Here is a 5,077-nt window from a genome sequence, read left to right on the forward strand (position 1 = left end):
CTGGGTTGGGTGTGGATGTGATGGGTTGGGGTGAACCAGCAGGGCCGGACGGGTACGGACCCAACGGAACCGAAATGAACCTGGGGATCGCTCGGCTCATCACCGCGTGTGGGTGCGTAGCGGTCGATGATGGCAGTATCGGGCTTCTCTCATGTCACACTCGCGGCGAAGCTGTTCGGCCAGCGGGGAAACGATATGGCCGCCAACGACGACCGGCCCGAGGTGAGACTGGTCACGCACTGCCGCCGCTGCCACGGCCGGCTGCTCTCACCGCGCACGCCGCGATGCCGCGGCCTCGGTGCCCGGGACTGGGTTCGGGTTGGAGGTCCCGGCGCCGGTGATCTAGGTTGATCGTCGTTCTATCTGCTCATGGTGGGGGAAATATGTTCGGCTTCTATGTGGTGATGCTGTTCGTCAGCGGAATCGTCGTGATCGCTGTGGCGCTGGTGGCCTCCGGACTGCACCCCGGCCGCCGAATTGTCAACGGTCTCAATCGTGTCGAAGTCCGGTAAGGGTGGCGGCAAGATGACCGCGGCGGCGGCCTCGCGGTGGAACAGATGCGGCTGAGGTCCGCCGGGTGGACGACGAGGCGCTGGCCGACGTGTCCCCGGCGCACAGCGAGAACATCAACTTCTTCGATGCGATCGAGGACTCAGCCGATTCGGCGTTGTCTGGCTACTTCCGCCAGGACTACGCCCGCGGCTACCGAGGCGTTCAGGGACTCGACCGGGCCCGCCATGGGGATGCTCAGGATCGCGTCGCAGGATTCTCGGACCAGGCGGGACAGGCCCTTGCCTTCCGAGCCGACGACTATGACCGTCGGTTCTCGACCGTCGAAATTGTCGAGGGTGGTGTCGCCGCCCGCATCCAGGCCGACGATCTGGTAGCCCTTGTTCGCCCAATCCTTCAGTGTGCGGGTCAGATTGGTGGCTCGCGCTACTGGAAGCCGCGCGGCCGCGCCCGCGCTGGTGCGCCAGGCCACCGCGGTAACGCTCGCGGTGCGGCGGGACGGGATCAGTACGCCTTGGCCTCCGAAGGCGGCGACCGAGCGGATCACCGCGCCGAGGTTGCGGGGGTCGGAGATATTGTCCAGCGCCACCAGCAGGCCGGGGGCGGCGTTCTGGCGTACCCGATCCAGCAGATCGTCGGGGTGGGCGTAGCGGTAGGGGGGGACCTGGAGGGCTACGCCCTGGTGCAAACCGTTGGCGCTCAAACGGTCCAGGTCGGTGCGGGGCACCTCGAGAATCGAGATGCCCGCATCGGCCGCCAGCTTGACGCTCTCGGTGAGGCGATCGTCGTTCTCGGTGCCGACGGCCACGTACAGCGCCGTGGCGGGGACCTCGGCGCGCAGACATTCCAGGACCGGATTGCGGCCGAGTACCAGCTCGGGTCCGTCCTCGTTGCGACGGCCCGCGGGGCGGGCCGTGGCGGAGCGGCCGCCGGGTTGGCGCGCGGTCGCCGCTTTGGCCTTCGCCGCGGCGCGTTTGGCGGCGGGATGTTTGGTGCGCATCTCGGCGGGAGGCGTCGCGCCGCGGCCCTCGAGACCGCGCCTGCGCTTACCGCCGGAGCCGACGACCGCGCCCTTCTTGGAAGCGCCCTTGCGGACAGCGCCACGGCGCTGCGAATTGCCTGCCATCAGTTCGCCTTTCCACGCGCGGCGGCCAGCGACCACTGCGGACCCTCGGCCGTATCGGTCACCTCGATACCCGCGGACTGCAAACGGTCCCGCGCGGCATCGGCGTCGGCCCAGTTCTTCTCGGCCCTGGCACGCTGGCGGCGGTCGAGTTCGGCGCGGACCAGGACGTCCAGCGCGGCCAGCGCGGCCGAATTGTCCTGCGGGCGATACCACTGCGGGTCCAGCGGGCACACACCGAAGATGTTCAGCATGGCGCGCACCTGACCGGCCAGTTCACGGGCGGCGTCGATCGAACCCGACTCCAGCGCCTTGTTGCCCTCGTGCACGACCCGGTGCACCTCGGCCAGCGCGCGCGGCGCGGCCAGATCGTCGTCGAGCGCCTCGGCGAACGCGTCGGTCCACTTGCCCACCGGAATTTCCCCGACCCGGTCGGCTACCCGGTGCACGAATGCCTCGATCCGCTGATACGAGGCCGCCGCGTCGTGCAATGCCTTGTCGGAATATTCCAGCATCGACCGATAATGCGCGCTGCCCAGATAGAACCGGAGTTCAACAGCGCGAACATTTTTCAGGACATTCGGCACGGAGAGGACATTGCCGAGCGATTTCGACATCTTCTCACCGCCGAGAGTCACCCAACCGTTGTGCAACCAGTACCGCGCGAATGCGTCGCCCGCGGCCTTCGATTGCGCGATTTCGTTCTCGTGGTGCGGAAAAACCAAATCCATACCACCGCAGTGGATATCGAATTCAGGACCGAGATAGAACTCGGCCATCGCCGAGCATTCCAGATGCCAGCCGGGACGTCCCGGACCCCACGGCGAGGGCCAGGTGGGCTCACCGGGTTTGGCCGCCTTCCACAGGGTGAAGTCGCGCGGATCGCGCTTACCCGCGCCCGCGCTCTCGCCCTGGTGGACATCGTCGAGCCGGTGGCCGGACAGCTGCCCGTAGGCGGGATAGCTCACCACGTCGAAATAGACATTGCCCTCGGAGGCGTAGGCGTGCCCGGCGTCGATGAGCCGCCGCATCATGTCGATCATCTGGGTGATGTGCCCGGTCGCGCGCGGTTCCACCGACGGCGGCTGCACCCCGAGCTGCCGGTACGCACGGTCGAAGGCGCGTTCGTAGGTCGCCGCCCACTCCCACCACGGCCTGCCTGCCTCGGCGGCCTTGGTCAGGATCTTGTCCTCGATATCGGTGACATTGCGGACGAACCAGACGTCGTAGTCGTGCGCCTCCAGCCATCGCCGCAGTACGTCGAAGGCGACGCCGCTGCGCACATGGCCGATATGCGGTTCACCCTGCACGGTGGCCCCACACAGGTACACCGAAGCACGGCCGGGGACCAGCGGCGCGAATTCGCGCACGGTCCGCGTTTCGGTGTCAAAGAGGCGCAGAGTCACGGCAGTCGATCCTAGTCGGTGTAGCTGGGGGTTCTCGCCCCGGCTCAGGTCCTGCCGAACCGGGTGCTATGTCTTGTGTCGCAGCAATGCCGTGGCGATGGCGGCGACGCCCTCGCCGCGGCCGGTGAGCCCGAGCCCGTCGGTGGTGGTGCCGGATACCGAAACCGGCGCCCCGAGCAGTTCACCCAGCACTTTCTGGGCTTCCGCGCGGCGCGGGCCGATCTTCGGCCGATTGCCGATCACCTGTACAGCGGCATTGACGACCTCGAAGCCTTCGTCGTCGAGCACTCTGCGCACCTCTTCGAGCATGCGCGCACCGGACACGTTCGCCCACTCCGGGCGCCCGGTGCCGAACACCGCACCCACATCGCCGAGTCCGGCCGCCGAGAGCAGCGCGTCGCAGAGGGCGTGGACGGCGACATCGCCGTCGGAATGCCCGGCGCAACCGTCGGCGTCGTCGAACAGCAGGCCGGCCATCCAACATCGGCGGCCGGGTTCGATCGGATGCACATCGCTGCCGATGCCGACACGCATACTCATGACAGCGGCGCGATCAGGTCGAGCCGTGCCGCCAAGGTCTCGGCGAGGGTCAGGTCCAACGCGGTGGTGATCTTGAAAGCCATCGGGTCACCCGGAACGGTCCGCACCCGGGCGCCGAGCAATTCCACCAGCCCCGCGTCGTCGGTGGCCGCGACATCGGCGGCATACGCCGCGCGCAACAGGTCGGCGGCGAAACCCTGCGGCGTCTGGATCGCGCGCAGGCCCGCGCGATCCGGGGTGCCGGTCACCGTGCCGGACCCGTCGACCGCCTTGATGGTGTCGACCACGGGCAAGGCGGGAACCACCGCGGCATGCCCCGCGCGCAGTTCGGCCGCGACCTCGGCGATCAACCGGGGCGGGGTCAGCGCGCGGGCGGCGTCGTGCACCAGGAAATAGGCGGCGTCGGGCGCCGCGGCGATACCCGCCCGCACGGAATCCGTGCGCTCGGCACCGCCGACGACCACCTGCACGGCATCCGCCGGGGAAACGGATGAACCGGGTAGCAGGGCGACGGCGCTCTCGACCAGATCAGCGGGGACCATGACGATGATCCGGTCGACGGCTCCCGAGGCGAGCAAGCCCTCCACGGCGAGCCGGACCATGGGGCTGCCGCCGACCTCGACGAACGCCTTGGGCATGTTCGCACCCAAACGTACGCCGCGACCGGCGGCAGGCACCAAGGCAACGACGGATTCGCCGCTGTCAGCGGTATTCACGGTCAGGAAGCCGCGGCGAGGACCTCGTCGAGCAGAGTCTCGGCCTTGCCGTCGTCGGTTCCCTCGGCGAGCGCGAGCTCACCAACGAGAATCTGACGGGCCTTCGCGAGCATGCGCTTCTCACCCGCCGACAGTCCGCGATCCTGCTCACGGCGCCACAGATCGCGGACGACCTCGGCCACCTTGTTCACATCACCGGAAGCGAGCTTCTCCAGGTTGGCCTTGTAGCGACGCGACCAATTGGTCGGCTCCTCCGTATGCGGCGCCCGCAGCACCTGGAAGACTCGGTCGAGACCCTCCTGGCCGACGACGTCACGGACGCCGACGTATTCGGCGTTCTCCGCGGGAACCCGAACAGTGAGGTCACCCTGGGCGACCTTCAGGACCAGATACTCTTTTTGCTCACCCTTGATAGTGCGAGTCTCGATTGCTTCGATCAGCGCCGCTCCGTGGTGGGGGTAAACGACGGTGTCTCCGACCTTAAAAATCATGTGTCCCGTGCCCCTTTCGATGTTCACAGTTTAACATGCGACTCGATAACGGCGCGATCAACGGCGCAGGTCAGGGCCACAACGAGGCAACCACTGGGGTTGACAGAACCGACACGGTGTGCATTACGTTGTGACAGAACGGGTTATCCGTGGGCATGACCCGCCGTTCCCCCTCGATCGAAAACTCAGCAGATTCCCAGCAATCCTAATGGGTCTCGAAACTGTTACACAGCTGTGTCTCTGGCCGCGCCTTCGGCGCGGCGGGTTCGCGGCCCCTTGTGTCTCGCGTCC

General features: G+C 67.4%; 6 protein-coding genes. 1 reads left to right on the forward strand and 5 read right to left on the reverse strand.

The window, feature by feature from the left end:
• Positions 1-347: 347 nt before the first annotated feature.
• Positions 348-512, forward strand: coding sequence for a hypothetical protein (locus APZ21_RS34515; RefSeq protein WP_156371405.1), 165 nt, complete (start codon positions 348-350; stop codon positions 510-512).
• Positions 513-652: 140 nt separating this feature from the next.
• Here APZ21_RS34515 and rlmB read toward each other — a convergent pair whose 3' ends face one another.
• The 5 genes from rlmB to carD form a co-directional block, all read right to left on the reverse strand.
• On the reverse strand, positions 653-1,636 hold the full coding sequence (rlmB, locus tag APZ21_RS30200; protein ID WP_054816701.1) for a 23S rRNA (guanosine(2251)-2'-O)-methyltransferase RlmB: 984 nt from the start codon (positions 1,634-1,636) through the stop codon (positions 653-655).
• Positions 1,636-3,039, reverse strand: coding sequence for a cysteine--tRNA ligase (gene cysS, locus APZ21_RS30205; protein WP_054816698.1), 1,404 nt, complete (start codon positions 3,037-3,039; stop codon positions 1,636-1,638). The genes rlmB and cysS overlap by 1 nt, the downstream gene beginning before the upstream one ends.
• Positions 3,040-3,105: 66 nt before the next feature.
• Complete coding sequence (gene ispF, locus APZ21_RS30210; protein WP_054816699.1) at positions 3,106-3,573, reverse strand: 2-C-methyl-D-erythritol 2,4-cyclodiphosphate synthase; 468 nt, start codon at positions 3,571-3,573, stop codon at positions 3,106-3,108.
• Positions 3,574-3,575: 2 nt separating this feature from the next.
• The gene (gene ispD / locus APZ21_RS30215) at positions 3,576-4,295 is read right to left on the reverse strand and encodes a 2-C-methyl-D-erythritol 4-phosphate cytidylyltransferase (RefSeq protein ID WP_054816700.1); all 720 of its coding nucleotides are present in this window, start codon (positions 4,293-4,295) and stop codon (positions 3,576-3,578) included.
• Between the two features lie 2 nt (positions 4,296-4,297).
• Positions 4,298-4,786, reverse strand: a complete 489-nt coding sequence (gene carD, locus APZ21_RS30220; protein ID WP_011206964.1) for an RNA polymerase-binding transcription factor CarD — start codon at positions 4,784-4,786, stop codon at positions 4,298-4,300.
• Positions 4,787-5,077: the final 291 nt, after the last annotated feature.

This window comes from Nocardia arizonensis, from assembly GCF_001310275.1.
GTDB classification, from domain to species: Bacteria; Actinomycetota; Actinomycetes; order Mycobacteriales; family Mycobacteriaceae; genus Nocardia; species Nocardia arizonensis.

Coding starts and splice junctions, on each gene's coding strand:
- carD (WP_011206964.1), bottom strand. CDS start 4,786: ATGATTTTTAAGGTCGGAGACACCGTCGTTTACCCCCACCACGGAGCG.
- ispF (WP_054816699.1), bottom strand. CDS start 3,573: ATGCGTGTCGGCATCGGCAGCGATGTGCATCCGATCGAACCCGGCCGC.
- rlmB (WP_054816701.1), bottom strand. CDS start 1,636: ATGGCAGGCAATTCGCAGCGCCGTGGCGCTGTCCGCAAGGGCGCTTCC.